Origin of the sequence: Microvirga arvi (assembly GCF_016892765.1) — a bacterium.
GTDB classification, from domain to species: domain Bacteria; phylum Pseudomonadota; class Alphaproteobacteria; order Rhizobiales; family Beijerinckiaceae; genus Microvirga; species Microvirga arvi.
Map to the genome: position 1 here is coordinate 24,609 of NZ_JAFEMD010000026.1, position 24,260 is coordinate 48,868.

A 24,260-nucleotide genomic window follows, 5' to 3' on the forward strand; every position below is an offset into this window, starting at 1 on the left:
TCGCGTGCGCCGGCCCTGCCCTCAGCCGTCGTGAGGGCGGAGCAGGGCATCGGCCACAGCGTCGATCTGCTCAAGATCGAGATGCGGTCCGATGGGAAGGCCGATCAGACGGTCGCAGATGCGCTCTGAGACGGGGAATGATCCACGCCCTAGGTTCAGGTCGGCATAGACCGGCTGGAGATGCATCGGCGGAGCGTAGGAGAGGCTTGTGGTGATGCCCGATGCCGCCAGTGATCGGCGCACCGCATCGCGATCATCGGCCTCGATGACGTAGTTCCGCCAGGCGTGCCCGACGCCTTCAGCGACCTTGGGCGGATTGATCCTGCTGCCTCGCAGGCGAGCCTCGTACCGCGCCGCCTGCGCGCGCCGCGCCGTGAGATTCGCATCGAGATCCTTCAGCTTCACGCGCAGGACGGCGGCTTGAAGCTCGTCGAGCCTCTCATTGAGACCGTCCGTTTCATGATGCAGGCCTTGCGGCAGGAATCCCGGGCCGCCCATGCGGTGGCGGGAGCGTTGCTGTCCGTAACCGGAGATCTTGCTCATCCGCTCTGCCAGCTCCGCGTCCTCGGTCAGGCAGGCGCCGCCGCTTCCATAGGCGCCAAGGTGTTTCGTCGGCGCAAAGCTGAAGCACGTGACATCCGATAGGGCGCCGATTTTCCGTTCGTCCAAGGTTGCTCCCAGGGCAATGCACGCATCCTCGACGACCGCGATCCCGTGCCGGTGCGCGATGGCCAAGATTCTGTCGAGGTCTGCCGGATGGCCGAACAGATCCACAGGCATCACGGCCCGCGTGCGCGGCGTGATGGCCGCCGCGAAGCTGTCAGGATCCATGGTGCGGGTGAGGGGGTGGACATCGACCCAAACAACATCCGCCCCGGTGAACCGGATGGCGGAGGAACTCGCCACATCGGTATTCGGCACGGTGATCACCTCGTCGCCACGCCCGATTCCAAGGGCGAGGAGCGCAACCTTCAAGGCAGCAGTGCCCGACCCGACCGTCACGGCGTGGGTCGCGCCGATCCATGCGGCGAATTCCCCCTCGAAGGCCGGAACCTCATCGCCCCAATCGAGGCGGCCGCTCGCGAGAACACGCTGGATCGCAGCGTCAATCGCGTCCTTGCGCGCCATGTACAGTTTGGCATGGTCGTAAAAGGGGACAGACATCAGCGGACCTGCGGGCAATAGGCTATGACCTCGACCTCGACCTTCACTTCCGGCGAACCGAGGCCATTGACGATGATGCCCGTATGCGGGGGCCGATGATCTCCAAAGAACTTGAGGCGTTCGGCCGTCACGGCGTCGCGGTCGTTCCGGTCGGTCATGATCGTATTGATCTTCACGACATCAGCAGGGTTTGCACCGAAATGCGCAAGGATCCGTCCGATGTTGCGGTAGACCTGCGCAGCCTGCTGGCCGGCGTCGCCAACGCCCACCCATTGATTGTTCTCGTCGCGAGCGACCTGACCGGCCACGAAGACAAAGTCGCCGGCGCGAGCGGCGTGCTCATAGGTTGTGGCGCGAGCCACGTCGGGCGGGCTGTCGAGACGGATGGTGGTCTGCGCAGTCATTTACAATCTCCTCTGTCCTGGCTGCTTTTGAATGACGGTGTTAAGCAACGTGCGGTCGAAAACCGGCGAGGCCTCCGTAGGGCTCGCGGCTGCGAGCTCATGGACCCGCGCGATCACATCGGGCGCCGTGTAATAGGCACCGTACAAGGCCGCGAGCACCCGTCGGAACACGGTCGGTTCGTTCCGTTCGAGTGTTCTAAGCTGGATCTGCCGCATGGACGGTGCAGCCTCGCAGAGCAAGGCAGCCTGCAAGGCGACCCACCGGCGGTCATCGTTCGAGAGAAGCACCAGGAAGCGGGAGACGTCCTGAACGGCAGCGGATGCACATGGCCAGTGCACGTCGCCCATAATCAAGGCATCCATGAAAGCGCAGATGATACCACTCCCCATTTCTGTCATGCTCGCATCTTGCATTCCTGCATTTTCCTCTTCCATAATCTGTTCACGAGGACGCGCGATGGAAACGATTTCGACCGAGGTCGTCGTTGTTGGAGCTGGTCCTTCCGGTGCGGCCGCCGCTTGGCGCCTCGCTCAGGCTGGGCTCAAAGTCGTCAGCATCGAACGCGGAGACTGGTTTGCCTATGATGAGGTCAGGCGGGACCAGCCCGACTATGAATTGCGTCGTGCCGGGCCACTTCACGCCAATCCGAACATACGCCGTGGACGCGACGACGCACCCGTCGACGACGTGGATAGTCCGATCAAGCCGATGATCGGCAATGCGGTCGGCGGCGGCTCGATCTACTGGTCCGCTCACGTGCCGCGTTTCCGCCCGGAGGATTTTCGGATTGCGACGCTCGACGGCATCGGGAGCGATTGGCCGATCAGCTACGACGACTTGGCGCCTTACTACGAGGAGAACGAGAAGCGCCTCGGGACGGCCTTCGTCCCGGGCGATCCGTCCGCGCCGCCGCGGGGCGAGCACGGCCTGACGCTCCCGACCATCGGCGCACACGGCCGCCGCTTCGGGAAAGCTTTCGACCGGTTGGGCTGGCACTGGTGGCCTGTCGATCTCGTGGTCGGCCGCGAAGCGGACGATCCGGCAACCGTCCACTGCACCCATGCGGGCCCCTGCGATCTCGGCTGCCCCAGCCGAATCAGATCGGGCGCAGACCAGGCTTACATGCATGACGCGATCGCAAACGGCGTGCGACTCCTCACCCGCACCCGCGTGATGCGCCTGGAGCACGATGCGGATGGACGTGTGACGGCGGCGCTCTGCATGACGGACGAGGGTCCCTTGCGGGTCGAAGGACGGATCTTCGTTCTGGCCGCCAACGGCATGGGAACGCCGCATCTTCTGCTTCTGTCGCGCTCTGAACGGTTCCCGGACGGATTGGGGAACGATTCCGGACTCGTCGGCCGGAACCTGATGCTGCATCCCTATGCGCGGGTGGACGGGCTGTTTCCCGAGGCCATGGGCGCGTGGGCAGCCGGCGAGAAAGCGGGCATCGTGTCCTTCGAATTCTATGCGACCCGGCCCGAACGCGATTTCGTGCGCGGCCTCAAACTGCAGCTGACCGGCGGTCCGGCGCCGGTCGCCCTGGCCTGCGGCGCAGGGGCCGGCTCCATGCTGCCTTGGGGCGAGGCGCACCATGCCGCCTTTGAGGAGCGCTTCGACCGCATCTGCGGATTGACGGTCTGCGCAGAGGATCTCGCCGAGGACAGGAACCGCATTACCCTGTCCGAAACCCTCGTCGACCGCGACGGCACACCTGCTCCGAAAATGATCTATACGCTGTCCGACAATTCCCGCCGCATCCTCGATTTCGGCATGGATCGCGCCGAGGAGGTCCTGCGCGAGGCGGGAGCAACGGCAATCGATCGGACCCCGCTGCGGGCGGAGGCGGGATTCCACCTGATGGGCACGGCCCGGATGGGCCAAGATCCGGCGCGCTCGGTGGTGGACCCGTTCGGGCGCTGCCATGGCGTGCCGAATCTCTACATTACCGATGCGAGCGTTTTCGTGACGTCGGCGGCCATCAATCCCACTGCGACGGCCCAGGCGCTCGCGCTGCGGACCGCGGACAGCATCGCTGCGACCTTCCTCCAGTAAGTCCATCGGCGCCCTCCGGCAAGTAGCACCCTTGCCCGCACAGATGCTACAAGAATCTTCTTGTAATACAAGTAGACAGTGATACTGTCTTCCAGACTTGAGGAGTGGGGCACGTTGCGGTTCGAGAACAAAGTCGCCATCGTGACAGGAGGAGCGAACGGCATGGGCCGGTCCACGGCGCTCGCCTTTGCACGTGAGGGAGCATCGGTCGTCGTCGGTGACGTTTCAGACGAGAGAGGCGCGACGCTGGTGCAGGAAGCGTCCGAACTTCCCGGCCGTATCGTTTACCGGCATTGCGACGTCTCAAGGGAAGCGGACGTCAAGGCGCTCGTCGCGGCTGCCGAGGACACGTTCGGCCGCCTCGACACGATCTTCAACAACGCTGGAATCGAGCAGCCCGTTACCCCTTCCACGGAGGTGACGGAGGAGTTGTTCGATCGCGTGATCGCCATCAACCTGAAGGGCGTCTTCTTCGGGTGCAAGCACGCCATCCCTGCGCTGCTGCGGGCAGGGGGCGGAACCATCGTCAACAATTCGTCCGTGAGTGCCTTCGCGAATGTTGGCGGCAACATTTCCTATGCAGCCTCCAAAGGCGCCATCATGTCGATGACTCGCGTCCTCGCGGTCGAGTATTCCCGTCGGAACGTCCGCGTGAATGCCATCAACCCGGGTGTCATCGATACGGACATGAACCGCCGAAACCGGGACCTGGCGGCCGATCCAGCCGGGGTCGAGCAGCGCTGGCGGGAGATCACTCCCCTTGGGCGGATGGGAACCGGCGACGAGATTGCCGACGCGGTCCTGTTCCTGGCCTCGTCGCAATCGTCCTTCATCACCGGCATCGGTCTGCTGGTGGATGGCGGGAGGGTTGCAACATGAAGGATCGCCTCGCCGGGAAGGTTGCGGTCGTGACGGGGGCTGCCCGTGGGATCGGCCGAGCCGTTGCGACCGAGTTCGCGGCGCATGGGGCCCGTGTCTACGCACTGGACCGGCTTGGCGACGAAGTCGCGACCCTGCCCGGTGTCGAGGCGATGCGGATGGACCTGGCGGACGCGAACGAGGTTGCTGCCACCTTCGCGCGCATCCAGCGCAATGCCGGGCAGATCGACATTCTCGTCAACAATGCCGGCATCATCTTCTTCAAACCCGTCGAGGAGACGAGTGTCGAGGATTGGGACCGGCTGCAGGCCGTCAACCTCCGCGGACCCTTCCTGTGCGTGCGCGCCGTGGCACCCGGCATGAAGGCTCGCCGAGCCGGTGCGATCATCAATGTATCCAGCAATGCCGGCGTGAGGGGCGGCAATGACGAGAGCGCCTATTGCGCCTCGAAATTCGGCATCGAAGGCTTCTCCCGCGCGCTCGCGGTGGAGTTCGCCCCCTACAACGTGTCGGTCAACACGATCACGCCGGGGCACCCGGTCCATACCGCCATGAGCGAAACCACATACGACGCGGAGAAGCGAAAGATCTGGAAGGACCCTCGCGAGCTCGCGCCGGCCTTCGTCCACCTGGCATGTCAGGACGCGAGCGGGCTCAACGATCGCCACGTGCGGGCCTGGGATCTTGTCGTAGAGCTCCGCCAGAAAGGCATCGCAGCATGAGAACTCTTCTCAGAGTAGGCCAAATGGTGGACGGGACAGGGTCGGGGCCTATTCGGGATGCAGCGATCCTCATCGAGGGTGAGCGCATCGTGGCCGCCGGACGTTCAGCCGATATCGGGATGCCGGACGGAGCGCGGGTGATCGAGGCCCCCGCGGCGACTGCAATCCCGGGACTTGTGGACGTCCATGTGCATCTCTCCTACAGCGGCAGTCCCGACAAGCGCGCCTTCCGGGCCGAGCTCGTCGAAATGTCCTATCCGCTCGTCGCCCTGCGGGCCGCTGAAAATGCCCGCAATACGCTGCTGCACGGCTTCACATCCGTGCGGGACATGCATGCGCCGGGAGGGACGATTATCGACCTCCGCGATGCGGTGAACAGGGGCTATGTGGAGGGACCGCGCATCAAGGCGTGCGGCATGGGCCTTACCGTCACGGGCGGCCACATGGACCAGCCCGGTTGGGGCGACCACGCGTCCTTCCTCGACATGACCTATCCGTGCGACGGCCCGATAGCATTCCGGGCCGGCGTTCGCGCTCAGCTCAAGCGCGGGGCGGACTTCATCAAACTCAATCCCTGCGTCTCGTTCCGCAAGGATCCCGATACGAAGCCGTATCGCTTCGAAATGAATATCGATGAGATCAGAGCCGCCTGCGAGGAGGCCCACGAGCAGGGCGTCCATGTGGGCGCCCACACCTCCGGCGGGCCGCCCCTCCGCGCCGCCATCGAGGCAGGTTGCGATACGGTGGAGCACGCCCACTGGATCGACGACGCCACTCTCGAGCTGATGGTGAAGCGGGGCACCTATCTCGTGCCGACCCTTCTGGTGAACAAGACCTCCTCTGCGGCCGCGGCCGCGGACCCCGAGACGCCTCGAGGCTCAAAGCGCTGGGCAGAGCTTTCCGAGAAGGCCATGTGGGAGCGTCTCGACCGCGCCCGCCGCGCGGGCGTGAAGGTGGCCGCCGGCTCGGACGCAGGCTTCATGCTCGAACATGGCACCACAAATGCTGGCGAGATCGAGCTTCTGGTCGAAGGCGGCTATTCGCCGCTCGAGGCGATCTGCGCGGCGACTGCCACGGGTGCCGATATCCTGGAGATCGACGCGGGCCGTCTGATTGCAGGCAAGCTCGCAGACATTGTCCTCGTGTCCGGCGATCCGCTCGTCGACATCAGCGTCCTGCGAAGAAGGGAGAATCTGCGGGTCTTCAAAGGAGGGCGGGAGGTGCGTGCACCGGCTGCCTGAGGGACGACCTGACATCAAGAGCGGGCGTTCGCGATCCGAACCACCAGAGGGAATAATGGGGAATAGAATGCGTAAGCTGATGTGGACTACGGCGCTGGCCTTAAGCCTCACCCCGGTCATGGCGCTCGCCCAGGCCGGAGATCTCGCGATTGTGTTTGCGGACGACAGCACGTCCGACGTCACATTCGACCCGAGGGTGACCCAATCGCGCCACGAAGAGCAGGTTATCGCCCAGGTCTTCGACCAGTTGGTCAGCGCCGATGCGGACAACAAGAAGTATCCAGGGCTCGCAAAATCCTGGACCATGGCGCCGGACAACAAGTCCGTCGTCCTGCAGCTCCGCGACGACGTTACCTTCCATGACGGCACGAAGTTCGATGCGGAGGCGGTGAAGTTCACCTTCGATACCATCGTGGATCCTGCGACGGGATCGCAAGGCGCCATCGACATGATCGGACCCTATGAGGGTTCCGATATCCTCGGGCCTTACGAGATCCGCATTCGATACAAGCGACCCTTCCCGACCGCCATTGACAGTTTCAGCGAAAACGAGCTGTCCATCGTCAGTCCGACGGCCGTGAAGAAGCTCGGCGGGACCGGATTCGCGCAAGCGCCCGTGGGAACCGGCCCCTTCAAGTTCGTGAGCTGGGAAAAGAACAAGCAGATCGTGCTCGAACGCAACCCGGACTACAAGTGGGGCGCGCCCTTCTACTCGACCCAGGGACCGAGCAAAGTCGCGCGGATCATTCATCGCTTCATCCCGAATGCGGCAACCCGCGTGGCTGCGCTTGAGTCGGGCGAGGTCCATTATACCGATCTCACGCCGCCGCTTGACATGCGACGCCTCGGCGATTCCAGCAAGTACGACACCATGACGGGCGTGGCCTCAGGCGTACCCTTCTCGCTGATGTTCAACGTGTCTCGCGGTCCCTTGCAGGACATTAAGGTACGGCAGGCCTTCATGTATGCGGTCGACCGGTCCCGCCTGTCGCAGAACCTGTTCTTCGGATACGCGAAGGCGGCCTGGGGGCCGATCGCGCCCTCCACGCCAGCCTATTGGAAGGGCGTCGAGGAGTACTACAAGTTCAGCCGCGAAACAGCCGGCAAGCTCTTGGAGGAGGCCGGCTGGAAGATGGGATCAGGCGGCATCCGAGAGAAGGACGGGCAACCGCTTCAAATCTATTATCCGACCCTGCTTGAGCCGGAGACCTCGGTCGCGCTTCAGGCCGACCTGAAGCGGGTGGGCATCGACCTCAAGGTCGAGAACGTCACCAAGGCGAAGCAGGACGAACTCATCATCAACAACCAATACGACGTCGGGGGCATCCGCTGGGTTTACAATGATCCCTCCGTGCTGCGGATTCCCTTCGACTCGGGCAATATCCCGGAACCCGGCAAGTTCAAATTCAACTGGATGCGCTGGAAAAGCCCGGAACTCGACAAGGTCCTGGCCGCCGCCAGCACGGCGGCCTCCCTGGAGGAGCGCACGAAGCTTTATGCGGACGCGCAGAAGATGATCATGGATGCGGCGGTCTTCATGCCGATCCACGATCAGATCCAGACAATCGCCTCAAGCAAGAAGGTCGTGGGTGCACGCTTCGCGCCGGGTAACTGGCAGGTCCGACTCTACGACGTCCGCCCGGCGAACTGACCCGACCGCGCCGGCCCCGGATGGTCCCGCGGGCCGGCCCCACAAAAGTCTGGATCCAATGCGATATGCCCTCCGCCGGGTTCTCGGCGTCATTCCCATCCTGTTCGTCACCTGGACCATCGTGTTCGGGGTAATGCAGCTCATCCCCGGCGATCCGGTGAACCTGATGCTCGCAGGTGTCCCCGCCTCGCAGGAGGTGCGCGAGAACGAGCGCCGCCGGCTCGGGCTCGACCGTCCCTTCCTGGAACGGTACGTCACCTTTCTCGGGAGGGCTGTGCGGGGGGACCTCGGCGAGTCCTACCGGTCTCGGCAACCGGTGACCCGCATGATCTCCGAACAGGCCGGATCGACCCTCGAACTCGCGGCGGGAGGACTCGTCGTCGGCCTCGGGGCCGGTCTCCTCCTCGGCATGGTGGCCGGCCTGAAGCCCAATACCTGGATCGACACCCTGTGCATGCTCGTCGCCTTGGCAGGAGTATCGCTGCCGAGCTTCTGGATCGGCATGATGCTGATCTACGTCTTCGGCATGACCCTGGCCTGGGTTCCGATCGTCGGCAGCGGACTCGCTGCGCTCGTCCTTCCGTCGATCACGGTCGGGCTTTTCATCGCCGGCGGCTTCGCGCGACTGGTCCGGTCGTCGATCATCGACGCCATGGGGCAAGACTATATCCGCACGGCTCGGGCGAAGGGACTCGGTTGGGCGAAGATCGCATTCAAGCATGCTCTACGCAACGCGATGATCCCGCCCGTCACCTTGCTCGGGATCCAGATCGCGGTCCTTGTCGGGGGAGCCGTGGTGACGGAAAACGTGTTTGCGCGGCCGGGCCTCGGCACCATGCTGGTTGAGGCCGTCCTGAACAAGGATCTCCCCCTCGTGCAGGCGCTCGTCGTCTACACGACCGCCGCCTATGTTCTCGTCAATCTTTTGGTGGATCTTCTCTATGGCTTGATCGACCCGCGTGTCCAGGTCGGGAGGGCATGATGACATTGCCGTTCCCGGTGGCAGCCCCCCTCGTGACGAGCGACCTGACGCGGTCTCAGCGCGCGCTGCGCTTCATACGGCGTTTCGCCCGTCATACGGGCGCCTCCGCGGGCGTGGCCATTCTCCTCGTCCTCGTGGTCTGCACGATCCTGGCTCCCTTCATTGCACCCTTCGATCCCACAGAGACTGATGTCGGCGCGCGCCTTTCTGCGCCCGATTCGATTCACTGGCTCGGGGTGGATCTGCACGGCCGTGACATCTTCTCCCGGATTGTCTGGGGCGGGCGCTACTCCTTAGCAGTCGGAATGGCAACCGTCCTGCTGGCGCTCGTCGTCGGGAGCACCATCGGAATCTTTTTGGGCTATCGCGGCGGACGTGTGGACGCGATTGGATCACGCGCCATCGATGTCCTCCTCGGCTTTCCGTCAGTCGTGATGGCGATCCTCGTCGTGGCTGTCCTGGGTGTAGGGCTCGTCAACGTGGTAATCGCCGTCGCCATTGCGCAGATTCCACGGTTTGCGCGTGTCGTTCGCGGCGCCGTGCTCGTGGTCAAGGAGCAGCTTTACATCGATGCCGCGCGCGCGATCGGCGCTAACGGGCGCCACATTATGGTCCGCCATCTTGTGCCGAACGTGATGCCGACCCTCATCGTTCTCGGGACTCTCAATCTCGGCGACGCGATCCTTTCAACGGCGACGCTCAGCTTTCTCGGACTGGGCGCACAGCCGCCGGCTCCCGAATGGGGCGCCATGCTCAACGACGGCCGCGACTACATGCGCTACGCGCCCTGGATGATGTTCTTTCCAGGCCTCGCACTCTTCCTGACCGTCATGTCTGTCAACCTGATAGGCGACCGTCTGAGCCATCTGCTCGATCCTCGCGCGCGCAACAAATGAGCCAACCCGACAACCCCAACCTAACCCAACCAACCGGAGGACCATCGTGAACGCACCTGTAAAGTCGGACAACCCTAATATCCTCGGCCTCAAGCACATGGCATTCGCCGTCAACGACGCCAGGAAGGCACTTGAGGCTTATTCCAAGTTCTTGTGCGTCCCGGCTGACGCACCAGTCATCGACTACGAGAAATCACGCAACCGCGTGGCGCTCTTCAATCTCGGCGGAGTCGAGTACCAGCTCTGTCAATCGATGGATCCGGACGGCCGCTTCGCAAGCTGGATCAGGGAGAGGGGCGGCGAGGGCCTCCACCACATCTGCTACGAGGTGGACGACATTGAAAAAGCGCTCGACCACGCGCAGAAGAACGGAGCGAACCTGCGCGAGTGCAAAGCCTGCAAAGTGTTTGGGAGCCATCCCCATCCGGAAGGCTATGTGGCCTTTCTCGACAACGACGCCGGTGGAATCGAGATCGAGTTCATGCAGGTCTACACGCCTGAAGAACTCGCGAAGTACAATGCTGTAAAGGGAATTTAACATGAATACGACGCATGACCTGAAAACCGTCGAAGTGGGTAGCGCCAGGGCGGAACCCGGCCGGACGGTCCGCGGGTCCATTCCGGTCACCACGCTCGCCGGCGGGGGAGCCCTCGAAATCCCGGTCGTGGTCATCAATGGCACGCGGCCCGGACCTGTCCTGTGGGTGAACGGTGCAATTCACGGCGATGAGCCGGAGGGCCCCCTCTGCTGTCAGCACCTCATGCGCGAGGTCAGGCCGGAAGAGTTGTCGGGGACGCTCGTGCTCATTCCTGTGGTCAACGTCCCCGCCTATGAGGCGGCTTCGCGCGGCAACCCGCTTGACACCTTCAGCTACGATATGAACCGGATCTATCCGGGACGGCCGAACGGCTATCTGTCGGAGCGCGTGGCCTATGCGCATTTCGAGTGGATGACGAGGGTCGCCGACATGGAGATCTCCATTCACTCCGGCGGAGCCCACTCGTTCCTGGCACCGGCCATGTTCACGGACGAACGTCCGGAATCGGTCGAACTCGGAACCGCGATGGGGCCCGGATGGGGCTGCATGATGTCGTCCTTCAATCCGAAGGGCAGTCCAATGGCCGCGATGGCTGAAGCTGGCAAGGTCGGGATCACCGTCGAGTATGGCGGCCGATCGCACACGTCGCCTGATCTTTTCGCCAAGGTGGGCCGGGTTCTAGCGGACGCCATCCTTAACGTGATGCGCCACTATCGGATGATTCCGGGCGAGGCGAAGTACGATGAAAATCGCACCAAGGGTGTGCAGGAAGCGCTTCTGGCACCAGAATCCGGGCTCTTCCTGCCCGAACCGGACATCAAGTTTCTCACTCCCATGAAGAAGGGCGACAAGATTGGCACGATCGTCAATCTGTTCGGCGACGAACTTACGACGCTTCATGCGCCCGCGGACGGCATGATCTTCGGTCTCCGTGCGCTTCCGAACGTCACCACGGGCGATTGGTGCTGCTTCTTCAACAAGGTCGAGGGGCCGCGCGTCTGATAGTGATGGCGGCGGTAACGCCGCCCTCTCCCAAGGGAGGCGACATGATAGAAAATCTGCAGCGCGACTTCGTCGGCTATGGTCCCACACCACCGGATGCTGCATGGCCGGGCGGGGCCCGCGTGGCCGTGAATTTCGTCATCAATTACGAGGAAGGATCGGAATACTCCATTGGCGATGGGGACGGCCGCTCGGAAGGGGCATTGACGGAGGTTTCAGCCGCGCGGGTTCCCGTTGGAAACCGCGACCTGTCGGCCGAGAGCATGTACGAGTATGGCAGCCGCGCAGGGATATGGCGGGTGGCCCGCCAGTTCACAGAGCGCGGACTGCCGGCGACGGCCTTCGGGTGCGCTGTTGCATTCGAACGCAATCCCCTTGTCACTCAGCTCGTGCGGGACAATGGGTGGGATGTATGCTGCCATGGCCTGCGCTGGATCGAGCATTATCTCCTCGACGAGCAGACCGAACGCGGCATGATCAGGGAAGCCGTGACTTCGCTCGTCCGTACCACCGGCGAACGTCCCCTCGGTTGGTACTGCCGTTACGCTCCAAGCGAGTGGACCCGCCGAATCCTGATCGAGGAGGGTGGCTTCCTCTATGACAGCGACTCCTATGCGGACGATCTTCCATTCTGGGTCAACGTGGGCGGCCACGCTCATTTGGTCGTGCCGTACTCCCTTGTCACCAACGACGTGAAGATCCTGTCGGGCGGTCTCACTAGCCAGGACTTCTTCACGATCCTGCGAGATGCCTTTGATGTCCTGCGAGCCGAAGGGCGAACCTCTCCCAAGATGATGTCAGTCGGCATTCATCCCCGCCTTCTCGGGCATCCGGCCCGTATCGGCGGTCTTGCGCGGTTCATGGATTACGTCCAGGCAACGGAGGATGCCTGGATCTGCCGCCGTGCGGACATCGCCCGCCACTGGATCGAGACTTTTCCGCCGAACCGGTAGAGCGGAGAGGCGGAGACCGCTCACCCATTCTCATGGGAAACCTATGGTGGCGGGGCGCATGTTAGTCCATCGCAAGCCGGCGTTGACAGAGCCAGCATGCGATGTATGTTGTTAGACAATTAGAAAGTCGGCACACCGACGCAATGGGAACGTTCCGCCTGGGCTTTGCGCGGACATCGATCGACCAGACGATCAGCAATGAGGAATGAGCCATGCGACACTGGCGCGGCAAACTCGAAACCTTAAGCCTACTGACCTTTCTCGCGGCATCGAGCGCCCTTCCAGCCGGCGCCATCGCGGCAGGCGGCAACCTGCGTATCGCGTTTCCGGCCAACCAGGAGCCCGCTTCGTTGGACGGCCATGTCGATCCCTACCAATCCACGTGGCTGTTCAACTCCTTCGTGTCCGATCCGCTCATCGTCCTCAATCCGGATGGAAAATACGTGCCGGCGCTCGCGACAAGCTGGGAGGCTTCGCCTGACGGCAAGGTTTGGACCTTCAAGCTCCGGGAAGGGGTCACGTTCCAGGACGGGACAAAATTCGGCGCTGACGCCGTGAAGTTCAACCTCGAGCGGATTGCCGATCCGAAGACGGCGTCGGCCCAGCTCAAAAGCGATATCGGGCCGTTCTCGAAGGTCGAAGTTCTAGATCCACTGACGGTCCGGATCACGTATGACACGCCGTGGGTGACGCTGCTCGACGCACTCCGCCGCACGCCGCTCTGGTCCCCGACAGCAGCTCAGAAGTATAGCATCGCGGAGTTCCAACGCAATCTCGTCGGGACCGGTCCCTTCAAGCTCAGCGAATGGAAGCAGAACGACCGGCTCGTGTTCTCGCGCTGGGACGGCTATGGCGGTTGGAACCCGATCCAGGCGAAGAAGGGGCCTGTTGCCCTCGACACGTTGACGATCCGCTTCATCGGTGAGGCCTCAGTCCTAGGAAACATCGTTAAGACCGGTGATGCCGACATTGCCTTCGCCCTGCCGGCCAGCGTGATTGACGACTACAAGGGCGACAAGACCTACACCTTCCTGTCGAAGGACCAGTCCGGGACCGGCCTGTCCATGGTGATGAACACCCGCAAGCCGCCCCTCAGCGATATACGCGTGCGCCAGGCGATCCTGTACTCGGCCGATCAAAACGCGGTCAACGACATCCTCTTCGACGGCTACTACGCCAAATCGGAGGGGCCGCTCAACAACAATCACCCGTGCTTCTGGAGCGGGGCGAGCGGGATATACAAGACCGACCTGAAGAAGGCGGGCGAGCTCTTGGACGCGGCCGGATGGAAGCTGCCGTCCGGCAAGGCCATCCGCGAAGCGTCGGGTGTCAACGGCGTATCGGACGGAACGCCCCTGCGCATTCGCTATAATGTCCTTCATCACAAGGAGATCGGCGAGGTCCTGCAGCAGCAGATGAGAAAGGCCGGCATTGACCTCGTCGTCGAGGTCGTCCCCGGACCGGTCCAGATCGAGCGCGTTCGCAACCGCGACTTCGAACTTATGTACGAGCGCCAGCGCTCCCCTGACCCGGCGATCCTCGACCAGATCTGGAACTCGAAATGGGATCAACCCGGCGGCTGGGCCTGGACGGGGTTCAAAGATGCCCGCCTCGATGAAACCGTCACGAAGCTGCGGTCCCTGCCGGATATCGCAGCCCGCTGCGATGCGGCCAAGGAGGCTCAGAAGATTATCATGGAAAATGCGCTCATGCTGCCGACGCTGAGCGACCCGGTCTTCGTCGCATATCCCACCGATCGAGTGAAGGGCTTCCAGATGGGCTCGGAAGGCAACTGGTTCTTCGTTAACAACACCACGGTTTCGCAATAACCCTCGGCGCTGGGGCCGGAGCACTCCGGCCCCAGCATCATGTGAGTGCCATGAGCCGATATCTCCTCAGCCGCATCATGCAGCTCCTGCCAGTGCTGCTCATCATCTCGCTCGTCGTCTTCGCGATCATGCATCTTCTCCCGGGCGATCCGGCGGAGCTGATGCTGGCCGGGGCCGAGGGCGGGGCAATCACGCCCGAGCGCCTAGCGGAGCTCAAGGAGCAGATGGGGCTCAACGATCCTCTCGCGGTTCAGTATCTGCGCTTTGTTGCCGGCGCTGTCACGGGCGATCTCGGGGAGTCGATCCGCTTCCGTGCTCCTGTCACCGACCTGATCCTGGACCGGTTCGGCTCGACAATCGCGCTGGCAGTCGCCGGCCTCGCCCTTTCTCTGGTGATCGGTCTGCCGCTTGGGATGCTGGCCGCAGTCCGGCAGAACTCCTGGGCCGATACGCTCGCCATGGGGTTCGCCTATGTGGGAGCGTCGATGCCTGTCTACTGGGTCGGCCTCGTCCTGATCCTGCTCTTCTCCTTCAATCTCGGATGGTTTCCGCCTGCGGGTGCCGACGGATGGCGCTCGCTGATCCTTCCGGCTCTGACCCTCGGCCTCGTGTCGGCCGGCGTCATTAGCCGCCTGATCCGGTCCAGCATGGTGGAGGTGTTGTCCGAAGATTACATCCGCGCGGCGCGCGCCAAAGGCCTCAACCAGCGCACCATCCTGTGGCGGCACGGTCTGAAGAATGCACTGATCCCCGTCATCACAATGCTCGGCCTGCAGTTCGGCGCTATGCTGGCGGGCGCGGTGGTGATCGAGACGGTTTTCAGCCGTCCCGGCATCGGGCGCCTGGTCGTCGCGGCGATCCTGCAGAAGGATTACCCCCTGGTCCAGGGCTGCATCGTCTTCCTGGCCACAGTCTACCTGCTCGTCAACCTGTTCGTGGATCTCGCCTATGCGTGGCTTGATCCGCGCATCCGTTACGGAGGCTGAGCATGCGGATGGGAAGCATCGCCCCCGCCGCCACGGCGCCGATCACCTACGAAGAGACAGCCCTGCGGCCCGCCCGCCTGCAATGGCTGAAGCTCTACATGCGCAACAAGGGGGCCGTCCTCGGCGCGATCCTTCTCCTCTTGTGGGGCATCGTTGCCATTCTGGGGCCAAGCATTGCGCCATATGATCCGATGGAGATGCTGTCTCGCCCCCGGCGCCCACCCTCGGCGGATTTCTGGCTCGGGACCGACCTTCTCGGGCGGGACGTGTTCAGCCGGATCCTGGTCGGGTCGCAGATCTCGCTGCAGCTCGGCCTGATCAGCGTCGTTCTGGGCGGCGTTCCAGGCATCGTCATTGGTCTCATCGCCGGCTATGCGGGCGGCAAGATCGATACGCTCCTGTCGCGCGTCATCGATGCGCTTCTTGCGCTGCCTAGCATTCTGTTGGCGCTCGTCGTCATCGCGGCGCTCGGGCCGAGCATCCGCAACGTGATGATTTCCGTAGGAATCGCGACGATGCCGCTCTACGCGCGCCTCGTGAGAAGCTCGGTCCTGACCATCAAAGAGCTGCCCTATGTAGAGGCGGCCCGTGTCGTCGGCAATCCGACTTGGCGCATCATGATCTTCCACGTTCTCGTAAACGCCTATGCGCCGGTTCTCGTGCTGAGCACCCTTCAAGTCGGCAACGCGATCCTGATCGGGTCGGGGCTGAGCTTCCTGGGGCTTGGCGCTCAGCCGCCGACGCCTGAATGGGGCCTGATGTCGGCCGAAGGCCGCGAGGTGCTCAACCGCGCGTGGTGGATCTCAACCTTTCCCGGGCTCGCCATCCTAAGCGTGGTGGTGGCCTGCAACCTCGTGGGCGACGGACTCAGGTCCGCGCTCGACCCGCGCATGCGGATGGAGAAATGATCGTGACGTCAGCCAAGAAAGACCCCTTCATTGGTATCCAGATTAGCCCGATCAGTTTCATCGACGAGGGAGTGGATCATGTCCTCGACACGCTGCAGGAGCGGGTCGGCATCAATGCCCTCTTGATCGGGACGATCTCCTGGCTCGGCCTGAAGGTCGGACGCCGGATCAGCCACGCTCTGGAAGGGTGGCCCGACCACGGCGTGCAGGCGCCCTACTCGATGGAAGGCGGGTCCTACATCAAGGTCCGGCCGGAATACTACTCTCACACCTTCATCCGCGATTTCGCCTCACGTGATCCGGAGATGGGCGGGCGGGATATCCTGGACCTCGTAATTCCGAAGGCGAAGGCCCGCGGGATGAAGATCATCCCCGAATTCATGGAGCCACTCTTCAAGTATGCCGGTCACGGATCGGCGGCCGCCGTGAAGATCCCGAACATGCCGCAATGCCTTGAGATTGACCTTCTCGGCCGATATGCGGGTGAGCCCTGCACGTCAAACCCAGACTACCGGCGCTGGTGGCACGGGATCGTCGAGGAGCATGTGCGCAACTACGATATCGAAGGCATCATGTGGTGCAACGAGCGTAATTCGCCCCTTGACCGGATGATGCAAGGGCAGGCACCCGGATGTTTTTGCCCTCATTGCCGCCGCGAGGCTGCGGAGCGCGGTATTGATGCCGAACGGGTAAAGATCGCCTTCACGAAGGTCTGGGACTTCTTCCGTCGCGCCAAAAGCGGCGAGAGCTTCGTCGACGGCACCTTCATGGAGCTCCTGCGCGTTCTTCTGGCCAATCCAGAGGTGCTGCTCTGGGAGCGTATGTGGCTCGAGCGGTCGAAGGATCTCGACAGGGAACTCTATGGCATCGTCAAGTGGTGCAATCCGTCGGTCACGTTCGGACTGAACGTGTGGAACCGCAATCACTTCAACCCCATCCGCAAGGCACAGTGGTCTTGGGAGGAGCAGACCGACTATGCCGACTGGGTGAAGCCGATCACGTATCAGCACCAGGCTGGCGAGGTGTTCGACAAGGAAATGGGATTCTTCGCCAGCACCATCCTGCGCGACTACACGAAGCAGGAATTTGTCCCGGCCATGTACCGCATCCTCGGGCTCGACGAGGCGCCGATCGACCAGGTCATCCAGACCGGCATGGACCCCGACACCTACGTCTATGGCCAGTGCGCCGACGCGGTGCGCGGCTGCAAAGGCAAGGCCGCCGTCTATATGGGGATCGGCGTGGACGCGCCGCGGGTCCGGGAGGACCAGGCGGTCTGCACGCCGGACACGGTCTACCGCAGCGTCCTCGCAACCTACCGCGCCGGCGGCGAGGGGATCGTCTACTCGCCCAACTATGCCGGCATGAATCTGTCCAACCTCGATGGCGGAGCCCGCGCGCTGGAGGAGCTTGGTCTCAAGCAGCCGCGCGCGGCCGTGGCCGCCCAATAATCTTTCTTCCATCCATCAGACGAGCGAACGATGCCCGAACAGGCTCCCTGGCGTTTCCAAAAGATCATCCGGCCCATATTCGACCATGAGCCGGGCCACCACCTTCTTCGCGGTCGGGTCCTCACCTGCGTCGGCGACGAGGTCATCGAGGACGGAATCGTCGAGATCGAGGGCTCGACGATCAAGGCGGTCGGGCCTGCTTCGGGGTTCGGCAGTCGCGCCTCGGATGCGCTCGATACGGACGGAACGATCCTCCCAGGACTGATCCAGAGCCATGGACACCTGGCGTGGGACGGGATCCACGATCTCGCGGCGCAGGCCATGAACGACGCGCCCGAGATCAGCGCCTATAAATGCGCCGGCAATATGCTGATCAACCTGCGCGCGGGCGTGACCACCTTTCGCGACCTCGGGATGAACAAGACGAACCTGTTCGCCAAGCAGGCTGTGGCACAGGGCATCTTCCCCGGACCGCGCCTCCTGGTGTGCGGCGAGGCCATCATCCAGACCGGCGGTCACACGTACTGGTGCTGCCGCGAGGCGAGCGGCGCCGACGAGATGCGTCGGGCTGTTCGCGAACAGGTGCGCGGCGGTGCCGATCTCATCAAGATCATGGCATGTCATGATACTCTCGAGTTCACGGACGAGGAGCTTGCAGCGGTCGTCGACGAGACGCACCGCAACGGTCTGACCGTGACGGCTCATGCCACCTTCGACGCCTGCATCCGGCGCTGTGTCGAGTTCGGTGTGGACGTGATCGAACATGGCGGCAGCATGAGTGCCGAGACGATTGCACTCCTGGTCGAAAGGAGGGTGCCGATCGTCACCACCTTCGCGCCTGTGGTGGTCCAGAGCCAGCCTGAGATCGCCCGTAAATACAACATCCCCGATTGGAAGATCGAGGAGCGCAAGCGCCAGGTCTCCGACCGGAGCCGCTACCAGGGCCTGGTCGACGCCGCCGAGGCCGGCGTCGTGATTGCCTTCGGCACCGATTGCGGCAGCCCGGCGGTGGCACACAACGTGATAGCGCCTGAGCTCGCCTTCATGGTCGAAATCGGCGTCAAGAAGGATGCCTATGACGCGATCCGCAGCGCCACCATCGTGGCGGCTCGGGTGAGCAAGCTCGACAAGAAAATCGGTACGCTGGAAGCCGGCAAGCTGGCCGATGTCATCGTTGTGGCCGGTAACCCCCTCGAGGATCTCGACGCCATCGAGTCGGTTCGAATGACCTTCCTCGAAGGTAAGAGAATGGTATGATCATGGACGCCAGAACGCCTAGATTGATGCGGTCGCTCGCCGAACGTGTGCCGGCAACGGATACGCTCTATCGCACCAAGCTGATCGAACAGGCCGCCAAGCTCGAGGATGTGATCGCGATGGGCCTCGGCGATCCGGATCTGCCGACGCCACCGCACGTGGTCGAGGCGGCCCGGGATGCCATCGCCCGCGGGGAGACCCGCTACACCCATCCGGCCGGTATGCCGAAGCTGCGCCAAGCCATCGCCGACCTGCTCCGCCAGGAGTACGGACTCCACTACAGCGCCGAGGAAACCATCGTCACCGCGGGCACGCAGGAAGGCGTGATGCTGCTCATGCTGGCCCTGGTCGATCCCGGCGACGAGGTCCTGCTGCCATCGCCCCGCTTCACATCCTACGACACGGCGGTCGAGCTCTGCGGCGGCAAGGTCGTCTCGGTACCGACCTATCAGAAGGACGAGTTCGCGCTCCTGCCGTCCGAGATCGAGGCCCGGATCACGCCGCGGACGAAGATGCTCGTGCTCATCACGCCCAACAATCCGACCGGGGCGGTGACGCCGCCCAACGCGATCCGCGAGATTGCCGAGATCGCCAAGCGGCACGACATCATCGTGGTTTCGGACGAGATTTACGCGAAACTACTGTTCGACGACGCTGAGCATCTGTCCATCGGAACCCTTCCGGGTATGCGCGAGCGTACCATCACGATGAATGGGTTCTCGAAGTCGCACGCGATGACCGGATGGCGCATCGGCTATCTCGCAGCGCCGCAGCCCTTCATCCAGCGGATGGTGGAACCCCGCCATACCCTGAGCATCAACGCCGCCACACCATCGCAATGGGCGGCGCTCGCTGCCGCGACCGGCCCGCAAAGCGTAGTCAAGGATATGCTGGACATCTATGAATCGCGGCGCGACGTGCTCCTGAAGGGGCTCGACGAGCTCGGCTTTACATACGGCAGGCCGGCGGGCGCCTTCTACGTCTACGTGAACATCGAGGCGAGCGGCGTTCCCGCCACCCAGTTCTGCAATGATCTTCTCCGGGAGGCGCGGGTTCTCGTTTCGCCCGGCATGCTCTTTGCCGACCCGGACGACCGGTATGTGCGCATGAGTCTCCTGCAGCCCAAGGCGCGGATCGAGGAGGCGCTCGGCAGGATCATGGAGGCCCGTAGGCGCCTCTTCAGGGGCTGAGCCATGACCCTGCGCATCCTCCAGGTCGGGCTCGGGAACCGTGGAACCATGTGGGGGCGCATCATCGCGCATCATCCTCGCGTGGCCTTTGCCGGCATCGTCGATCCGGACCCAGCCCGGGTCTCGGCCTTCACGCAGGCGTTTGGCGACATCCCCTCCTTCTCCGATCTCGGCTCCGCGCTCAAGGCTGTGGAGGCTGACGCCGTCCTCCTGGTCACGCCGCCCAACGGCCATCTGGATCAGGCCCGTTGCGCCTTCGCGGCGGGGCTGCCGGTTCTGGCCGAAAAGCCCCTGGCCCTTGACATGGACGAAGCGCGGCGGATCGTGGACCTGGCCGAGGCGACAGGCTGTCGGTTGAGCGTGTGTCTGAATTTCCGGTTCCTTCCCGTAAGCCAAGAGATCCGGCGCCTCGTGGCCGATCAGGAGTTCGGAGCGCCTGGCTTTGGGACGTTCAACTACCACCGCAACCGGGACTGGTGGCGGCCGGGAATGAACAAGTACCCGCTGACCATGCGCTACCCGATGATGCTGGAGCAGAGCATCCACCATCTCGACCTCATTCGCTACTGCTACGGACGGGAGGTGGAGGCGGTCTCCTGCAGGACCTGGAATCCGTCCTGGAGCGTCTACGCCCACGATGCCAACGTGTCATGCCTGCTGACGCTGGAGGGCGGGCTGGAGGTGAACTATCTCGGAACATGGACCGGGGGCTGGAACGAGCTGAAGTTCCAGTGGCGCACCGATTGCGAGCGAGGCGTCATCGTCCAGCAGGAACTCTTCTCCGATCTCGCCACGGCTAGGACCGAGGACGACGCACTCACGCCCGTGAGGCTGCCGCCGTGCACCCCCTTCGTCGACGACACGCGAATGTTGCTGGACGCATTCGTAGAAGGCCTGCGGGGGGAGGGGCCGCTACCCTGCACCGGGCGCGACCATCTTCAATCGCTCGCCCTTTGCCTCGCGGCCATCGAGTCCTCCGAAACCGGGCAGCGGGTCGATGTCCGGGAGTTCACCCGGCGGCATGGGATCAGGAGGATGTCGTGAGAATTCTCGTGACTGGTGCCTTTGGGTTCGTCGGAACACATCTCGTGCGCGGGCTCACCGAAACATTCCCTCAAGCCAGGATCATCGCGTCCGACCGCATGTCGCCTCCGCCGGCGATCGCCGCCTACTGGACGAGCGCCGGCAGCCGGATCACGACCGCGATTCTCGACGTAGCCGACCGCCGCGTGGTGCAGTCCATCATGGACGACGTTCATCCGACCCATGTGGTCCATGCGGCAGCGCTCACGCCGACCTTGGAGCAAGAGAGAGAGGCACCGGATCGCATCGTCGACGTCAATATCGGCGGAACCTTCGCGGTCGTTGACGCGGCCACGCGCCTATCCGGACTCCGGCGGGTCGTGACCGTATCGAGCGGCGCGGTCTACGGACAAGGCCAGAGCTTCACTGGGCTCGTCGACGAGAATGAACCCCCGCGACCGGACAATCTCTACGGCCTATCGAAGCTCGCCAGCGAGGGCATCACCGCAAGGCTCGGGGAGCTGCGCGGCGTTTCGACGGCCAGCGTCCGGTTGGCATCTGTCTATGGCGAGATGGAGCGCGCCACAGCAGCGCGCCACCGGACCAGCCTTGTGCACCGTCTCGCCGCAGCGCAGCAACCGATCGCCGTCTCGGCGGCCGACGTTGTTCGCGACTGGGTCCATGCGGACGACGTCGCATGGGCGGTCAGCGCTCTGTTGGAAGACAGGCCCCTGCAATGGAGTCTCTACCATATCGGCGGCGGGGAGCCGACCGGCTGGCGCAAGATCATTCAGGCCTTCCAGGCCGCCGGGCGGCCCATCGCCTGGGCGTCCGACGATGAGGCTGCCGATATCCAGGTTGCCGAGCGTGATGCGCGGCCTGTCTTTTCCATCGACCGCTTGGCGACGGAGACCGGGTTCCGGCCTCGTTCCATCGAAGACGGAATCGCAAACATGATCCGACAAGGGAAAGCGAGCGCATGACGCCAATCCTCTCGGTTTCGGACCTCAAGGTGCAGTTCGGCAGTGCTGAGAATGGCGTGCGCGCGGTCGACGATGTTTCTTTCGCGTTGGAGCGCGGAGAGACGCTAGGTATCGTCGGGGAGTCCGGTTCGGGCAAATCCGTGACTGGGCTGTCCTTGCTGCGGCTGATCTCGAAGCCCGGGCGCGTGATAGGCGGCTCGATCCTCTTTGACGGCAGAGACCTCCTGGCCATGGACGAGAAGGAGATCCGCTCCGTCCGCGGGCGTGAGATCTCGATGATCTTCCAGGATCCGATGACATCGCTCAATCCGGTGCTCACGATTGGGCGGCAACTCACGGAAATCCTGGAGGTGCAGGGGGGGCTCACCCCTGGTCAGGCTCGTACCCGTGCGGTTGAACTGCTGGCGCTCGTCGGAATTCCGTCGCCGGAGCGCCGCCTTGGTGATTACCCGCATCACTTCTCAGGCGGCATGCGGCAGCGCGTCATGATTGCGATCGCGGTGGCATGCCGTCCCAAGCTGCTCATCGCGGACGAGCCGACCACGGCCCTCGACGTCACCATTCAGGCCCAGATTCTCGACATCCTGAAGAGCCTTCAGAAAGAAATCGGTATGGCTCTCATTCTCATCACGCATGATCTCGGCATCGTCGCCGGGATGGCGGACCGCATCGCCGTCATGTACGGCGGGCGCATCGTCGAGGAGGGTCCTACGGATCCGGTCTTCGAGGATCCGCGCATGCCTTATACGGTCGGTCTTCTCAGATCCACGCCAAGGCTCGACCGGCCCGAGGAGCGGCGGCTCCGGCCGATCCGCGGCCTTCCGGTTGCGCCGCGGGGTGAGGCGCGGTTCTGCCGCTTCGCTCCGCGCTGCGACCTCGTTGAACCCGTCTGCACGCGCGAGGCCCCACAGCTGGAAGCGGCGGGTGCTGAAGGGCAGCGGGCAGCCTGTCACTTTGCCGAAAGAGTTCCGGAACTGCTGCACACCCAAGAGGAGGCCGCTCAGTGAATCCGATCGTCTCCCGCCCACCGCTCGTGTCGATCCGAGACCTGAAGATCCATTTCCCCATGCGCAGCCGGATGCTCTTCGGCAAGCCCGAAGGCGTGGTCCAGGCGGTCGATGGTGTGAGCTTCGATATCCGTCGTGGCGAGACCCTCGGCCTCGTCGGCGAAAGCGGATGCGGAAAGACCACGATCGGCCGCGCGATCCTGCAACTCAACCGGATCACGGAGGGAAGCATTACGTTCGACGGCAAGGACCTCTCGTCCGCGGCCGAACCGGACGCCCGGCGCGCACGCAGACGGGTTCAGCTGATTTTTCAGGATCCCTATGCGAGCCTGAACCCTCGCATGAGCGTCGGCCGCGCCATTGCCGAGCCGATCCGTCTCCACGGGCTGCGGCAGGGCGAGGCTGCGATCCGCGAGAGGGTCCACGAACTGCTCGTGCTTGTCGGGCTCGCACCGTCCTACGCCTCGCGATATCCGCACGAATTCTCCGGCGGCCAGCGGCAGCGGATCGGGATCGCACGGGCCCTCGCATGCGAGCCTGAACTGATCGTCTGCGACGAGCCTGTCTCCGCCCTCGATGTCTCGATCCAGGCGCAGGTCGTGAATCTCCTGCAGGACCTGCAGGAGAAGCTCGGATTGACGTATCTGTTCATCGCGCATGGCCTCAGCGTGATTCAGCACATCTCCGACCGGGTTGCCGTTATGTATCTTGGGCGCATCGCCGAGATCGGAGAGCGCCGCGATGTCTACGGCAATCCCAGGCATCCCTATACCCGTTCCCTGCTCAGCGCCGTTCCGATTCCCAACCCGAAGCTGGAGAGGGCGCGACGCCGGATCGTGCTGAACGGCGAGTTGCCGAGTCCGCTTAACCCGCCGAAGGGTTGCCGTTTCGTAACCCGCTGCCCGATCGCGCTCGAACGCTGCTCGAGGGAGGAACCGCCGCTTGCGCCAGGCGCACATGGCGGCTCGCTGGCAGCATGCTGGCGCAGCGAGGAACTCGACAGCCTCCTTCCTCGTCCCGTGGCCGCGTGACGAATCCGCAAGCATCAGCTTGGCTGAGGGATTGCGGTATTATATAATTGTTATACACTTTGACATCGAGCACGCCGCGTGAGGCGAACGGATCGGGCAGCGCTTC

The 24,260-nt window shown here is 63.5% G+C and carries 23 protein-coding genes; 20 read left to right on the forward strand and 3 right to left on the reverse strand.

From position 1 onward, the window contains the following. Window positions 1–21: 21 nt before the first annotated feature. The 3 genes from ILT44_RS16840 to ILT44_RS16850 are packed head-to-tail and all read right to left on the reverse strand — an operon-like array spanning window position 22 to window position 1,982. Window positions 22–1,164 (reverse strand): DegT/DnrJ/EryC1/StrS family aminotransferase, encoded by a 1,143-nt coding sequence (locus tag ILT44_RS16840; protein WP_204240763.1) that lies wholly within the window; start codon window positions 1,162–1,164, stop codon window positions 22–24. Continuing rightward, window positions 1,164–1,568, reverse strand: coding sequence for a RidA family protein (locus tag ILT44_RS16845; RefSeq protein ID WP_204240764.1), 405 nt, complete (start codon window positions 1,566–1,568; stop codon window positions 1,164–1,166). The genes ILT44_RS16840 and ILT44_RS16845 overlap by 1 nt, the downstream gene beginning before the upstream one ends. Next, on the reverse strand, window positions 1,569–1,982 hold the full coding sequence (locus ILT44_RS16850; protein WP_204240765.1) for a hypothetical protein: 414 nt from the start codon (window positions 1,980–1,982) through the stop codon (window positions 1,569–1,571). It lies immediately after the preceding gene. 43 nt (window positions 1,983–2,025) lie between these two features. Between ILT44_RS16850 and ILT44_RS16855 the strand changes: the two genes are divergently transcribed. The 20 genes from ILT44_RS16855 (at window position 2,026) to ILT44_RS16950 (ending at window position 24,154) form a co-directional block, all read left to right on the forward strand. Next, window positions 2,026–3,624: a GMC family oxidoreductase gene (locus ILT44_RS16855; protein ID WP_204240766.1), complete on the forward strand. Its 1,599-nt coding sequence runs from the start codon at window positions 2,026–2,028 to the stop codon at window positions 3,622–3,624. 114 nt (window positions 3,625–3,738) lie between these two features. Continuing rightward, window positions 3,739–4,503, forward strand: coding sequence for an SDR family NAD(P)-dependent oxidoreductase (locus tag ILT44_RS16860; RefSeq protein WP_204240767.1), 765 nt, complete (start codon window positions 3,739–3,741; stop codon window positions 4,501–4,503). After that, a complete protein-coding gene (locus tag ILT44_RS16865; RefSeq protein ID WP_204240768.1) occupies window positions 4,500–5,225 on the forward strand; it encodes an SDR family NAD(P)-dependent oxidoreductase in 726 nt (241 codons plus the stop codon). The genes ILT44_RS16860 and ILT44_RS16865 overlap by 4 nt, the downstream gene beginning before the upstream one ends. Beyond that, window positions 5,222–6,466 carry an amidohydrolase family protein gene (locus ILT44_RS16870; protein WP_204240769.1) on the forward strand — a complete coding sequence of 415 codons (1,245 nt, stop codon included), beginning with the start codon at window positions 5,222–5,224 and terminating at the stop codon, window positions 6,464–6,466. The genes ILT44_RS16865 and ILT44_RS16870 overlap by 4 nt, the downstream gene beginning before the upstream one ends. Window positions 6,467–6,533: 67 nt before the next feature. Continuing rightward, the gene (locus tag ILT44_RS16875; protein WP_204240770.1) at window positions 6,534–8,117 is read left to right on the forward strand and encodes an ABC transporter substrate-binding protein; all 1,584 of its coding nucleotides are present in this window, start codon (window positions 6,534–6,536) and stop codon (window positions 8,115–8,117) included. Window positions 8,118–8,175: 58 nt separating this feature from the next. Further along, complete coding sequence (locus ILT44_RS16880) at window positions 8,176–9,099, forward strand: ABC transporter permease (protein WP_204240771.1); 924 nt, start codon at window positions 8,176–8,178, stop codon at window positions 9,097–9,099. Next, window positions 9,099–9,995 (forward strand): ABC transporter permease, encoded by an 897-nt coding sequence (locus ILT44_RS16885; RefSeq protein ID WP_204240772.1) that lies wholly within the window; start codon window positions 9,099–9,101, stop codon window positions 9,993–9,995. The genes ILT44_RS16880 and ILT44_RS16885 overlap by 1 nt, the downstream gene beginning before the upstream one ends. A gap of 46 nt (window positions 9,996–10,041) precedes the next feature. Next, a complete protein-coding gene (locus ILT44_RS16890; protein ID WP_204240773.1) occupies window positions 10,042–10,533 on the forward strand; it encodes a VOC family protein in 492 nt (163 codons plus the stop codon). Window position 10,534: 1 nt separating this feature from the next. Then, window positions 10,535–11,536: a succinylglutamate desuccinylase/aspartoacylase family protein gene (locus tag ILT44_RS16895; protein ID WP_204240774.1), complete on the forward strand. Its 1,002-nt coding sequence runs from the start codon at window positions 10,535–10,537 to the stop codon at window positions 11,534–11,536. A 44-nt stretch (window positions 11,537–11,580) separates the two neighbouring features. Beyond that, window positions 11,581–12,489, forward strand: coding sequence for an allantoinase PuuE (locus ILT44_RS16900; protein WP_204240775.1), 909 nt, complete (start codon window positions 11,581–11,583; stop codon window positions 12,487–12,489). 212 nt (window positions 12,490–12,701) lie between these two features. Next, window positions 12,702–14,318: an ABC transporter substrate-binding protein gene (locus tag ILT44_RS16905; protein WP_204240776.1), complete on the forward strand. Its 1,617-nt coding sequence runs from the start codon at window positions 12,702–12,704 to the stop codon at window positions 14,316–14,318. 50 nt (window positions 14,319–14,368) lie between these two features. Then, on the forward strand, window positions 14,369–15,304 hold the full coding sequence (nikB, locus tag ILT44_RS16910) for a nickel ABC transporter permease (protein WP_204240777.1): 936 nt from the start codon (window positions 14,369–14,371) through the stop codon (window positions 15,302–15,304). A gap of 2 nt (window positions 15,305–15,306) precedes the next feature. After that, window positions 15,307–16,212 carry an ABC transporter permease gene (locus ILT44_RS16915; RefSeq protein ID WP_204240778.1) on the forward strand — a complete coding sequence of 302 codons (906 nt, stop codon included), beginning with the start codon at window positions 15,307–15,309 and terminating at the stop codon, window positions 16,210–16,212. A gap of 2 nt (window positions 16,213–16,214) precedes the next feature. Further along, window positions 16,215–17,663, forward strand: a complete 1,449-nt coding sequence (locus ILT44_RS16920; RefSeq protein WP_204240779.1) for a hypothetical protein — start codon at window positions 16,215–16,217, stop codon at window positions 17,661–17,663. Between the two features lie 30 nt (window positions 17,664–17,693). Further along, a complete protein-coding gene (locus tag ILT44_RS16925; RefSeq protein WP_204240780.1) occupies window positions 17,694–18,920 on the forward strand; it encodes an amidohydrolase family protein in 1,227 nt (408 codons plus the stop codon). A 2-nt stretch (window positions 18,921–18,922) separates the two neighbouring features. Further along, complete coding sequence (locus tag ILT44_RS16930; protein WP_204240781.1) at window positions 18,923–20,110, forward strand: pyridoxal phosphate-dependent aminotransferase; 1,188 nt, start codon at window positions 18,923–18,925, stop codon at window positions 20,108–20,110. A 3-nt stretch (window positions 20,111–20,113) separates the two neighbouring features. Further along, the gene (locus tag ILT44_RS16935; RefSeq protein WP_204240782.1) at window positions 20,114–21,154 is read left to right on the forward strand and encodes a Gfo/Idh/MocA family protein; all 1,041 of its coding nucleotides are present in this window, start codon (window positions 20,114–20,116) and stop codon (window positions 21,152–21,154) included. Continuing rightward, window positions 21,151–22,116 (forward strand): NAD-dependent epimerase/dehydratase family protein, encoded by a 966-nt coding sequence (locus ILT44_RS16940; RefSeq protein WP_204240783.1) that lies wholly within the window; start codon window positions 21,151–21,153, stop codon window positions 22,114–22,116. The genes ILT44_RS16935 and ILT44_RS16940 overlap by 4 nt, the downstream gene beginning before the upstream one ends. Continuing rightward, complete coding sequence (locus ILT44_RS16945) at window positions 22,113–23,123, forward strand: ABC transporter ATP-binding protein (RefSeq protein WP_204240784.1); 1,011 nt, start codon at window positions 22,113–22,115, stop codon at window positions 23,121–23,123. The genes ILT44_RS16940 and ILT44_RS16945 overlap by 4 nt, the downstream gene beginning before the upstream one ends. A 59-nt stretch (window positions 23,124–23,182) precedes the next feature. Further along, on the forward strand, window positions 23,183–24,154 hold the full coding sequence (locus tag ILT44_RS16950; protein ID WP_204240817.1) for an ABC transporter ATP-binding protein: 972 nt from the start codon (window positions 23,183–23,185) through the stop codon (window positions 24,152–24,154). Window positions 24,155–24,260: the final 106 nt, after the last annotated feature.

Bases quoted from the DNA above. Each gene is read 5' to 3' on its own strand.
- ILT44_RS16840 (WP_204240763.1), bottom strand. From the start codon at position 1,164: ATGTCTGTCCCCTTTTACGACCATGCCAAACTGTACATGGCGCGCAAG.
- ILT44_RS16845 (WP_204240764.1), bottom strand. From the start codon at position 1,568: ATGACTGCGCAGACCACCATCCGTCTCGACAGCCCGCCCGACGTGGCT.
- ILT44_RS16850 (WP_204240765.1), bottom strand. From the start codon at position 1,982: ATGCAAGATGCGAGCATGACAGAAATGGGGAGTGGTATCATCTGCGCT.
- ILT44_RS16855 (WP_204240766.1), top strand. From the start codon at position 2,026: ATGGAAACGATTTCGACCGAGGTCGTCGTTGTTGGAGCTGGTCCTTCC.
- ILT44_RS16865 (WP_204240768.1), top strand. From the start codon at position 4,500: ATGAAGGATCGCCTCGCCGGGAAGGTTGCGGTCGTGACGGGGGCTGCC.
- ILT44_RS16870 (WP_204240769.1), top strand. From the start codon at position 5,222: ATGAGAACTCTTCTCAGAGTAGGCCAAATGGTGGACGGGACAGGGTCG.
- ILT44_RS16875 (WP_204240770.1), top strand. From the start codon at position 6,534: ATGCGTAAGCTGATGTGGACTACGGCGCTGGCCTTAAGCCTCACCCCG.
- ILT44_RS16880 (WP_204240771.1), top strand. From the start codon at position 8,176: ATGCGATATGCCCTCCGCCGGGTTCTCGGCGTCATTCCCATCCTGTTC.
- ILT44_RS16885 (WP_204240772.1), top strand. From the start codon at position 9,099: ATGACATTGCCGTTCCCGGTGGCAGCCCCCCTCGTGACGAGCGACCTG.
- ILT44_RS16895 (WP_204240774.1), top strand. From the start codon at position 10,535: ATGAATACGACGCATGACCTGAAAACCGTCGAAGTGGGTAGCGCCAGG.
- ILT44_RS16900 (WP_204240775.1), top strand. From the start codon at position 11,581: ATGATAGAAAATCTGCAGCGCGACTTCGTCGGCTATGGTCCCACACCA.
- ILT44_RS16905 (WP_204240776.1), top strand. From the start codon at position 12,702: ATGCGACACTGGCGCGGCAAACTCGAAACCTTAAGCCTACTGACCTTT.
- nikB (WP_204240777.1), top strand. From the start codon at position 14,369: ATGAGCCGATATCTCCTCAGCCGCATCATGCAGCTCCTGCCAGTGCTG.
- ILT44_RS16915 (WP_204240778.1), top strand. From the start codon at position 15,307: ATGCGGATGGGAAGCATCGCCCCCGCCGCCACGGCGCCGATCACCTAC.
- ILT44_RS16925 (WP_204240780.1), top strand. From the start codon at position 17,694: ATGCCCGAACAGGCTCCCTGGCGTTTCCAAAAGATCATCCGGCCCATA.
- ILT44_RS16930 (WP_204240781.1), top strand. From the start codon at position 18,923: ATGGACGCCAGAACGCCTAGATTGATGCGGTCGCTCGCCGAACGTGTG.
- ILT44_RS16935 (WP_204240782.1), top strand. From the start codon at position 20,114: ATGACCCTGCGCATCCTCCAGGTCGGGCTCGGGAACCGTGGAACCATG.
- ILT44_RS16945 (WP_204240784.1), top strand. From the start codon at position 22,113: ATGACGCCAATCCTCTCGGTTTCGGACCTCAAGGTGCAGTTCGGCAGT.
- ILT44_RS16950 (WP_204240817.1), top strand. From the start codon at position 23,183: ATGCGCAGCCGGATGCTCTTCGGCAAGCCCGAAGGCGTGGTCCAGGCG.